At 57.9% G+C, this 741-nt stretch carries 1 pseudogene; it reads right to left on the bottom strand.

From position 1 onward, the window contains the following. Positions 1 to 127: 127 nt before the first annotated feature. Positions 128 to 574, bottom strand: a pseudogene (locus KMAL_RS16720) (transposase); the annotation flags it as partial. Between the last annotated feature and the right edge of the window lie 167 nt (positions 575 to 741).

Here is a 741-nt window from a genome sequence, read left to right as displayed (position 1 = left end):
CTCAGAAGCTCCATGTCAATCACTCCAAAAACCCCCCAGCAGATGATGCCGGGGAGTGTGAAGGCATGGGTCAAATCTCGATGAAAATTTCCGCCCTACCCGGGTCAGTTCTCAGTGAAAATCAACAATGAAGGGCCAGCAGGTGGCCCAGCGTATCCACAGCCATATGCAGCTTCGAGCCCCGTTTGCGTTTGGCCCCGTCGTAACCGGCGCGAGGCCCGCTCTCGGGTGTCGAACGCAATGTTCGGCTGTCGAGGATGGCTGCAGTGGGTTCCGGCTGGCGACCGGAAGCCATGCGCAAGACGGCACGTAGATCGCAGGCCAGCGTCTCGAAGCAGCCGGCATCCATCCAACGACGAGACTGCTGATAAACCGCCGGCCACGGCGGCAGATCGTTTGGCATCGCGCGCCAGGCAATCCCGTAGCGGATCACGTAGCGCAACCCGTTGAACAGTTCGCGCAAGTCATGCCGCCGCTGTTCCGCGTCTTCACGCATCAGGACCAGATACGGGACAACCAACGACCATTTTTCGTCTGATACGTCAGATGGATACGGCTTGCGGGCTTGCGTCATTCAACATTACTGAACCAATCGCGCACGAAAGTACATAACACCCTCTAGCAGCCTGTCGGGTTGGGGTACCCTGTGAAGAGGTGAAGTTGTAAGGTGGTGAGATGAGCAGCTTCATCCCGTTTGACCGGTCTCAGCCGTATCTTCTGCCGCCTGATCTGAAGTCGTGG

It is taken from the genome of Novacetimonas maltaceti (assembly GCF_002906255.1).
GTDB classification, from domain to species: Bacteria; Pseudomonadota; Alphaproteobacteria; order Acetobacterales; family Acetobacteraceae; genus Novacetimonas; species Novacetimonas maltaceti.
Note: the sequence above shows the minus strand (reverse complement) of the source record. Positions and strands in the feature narration are given on the sequence as shown.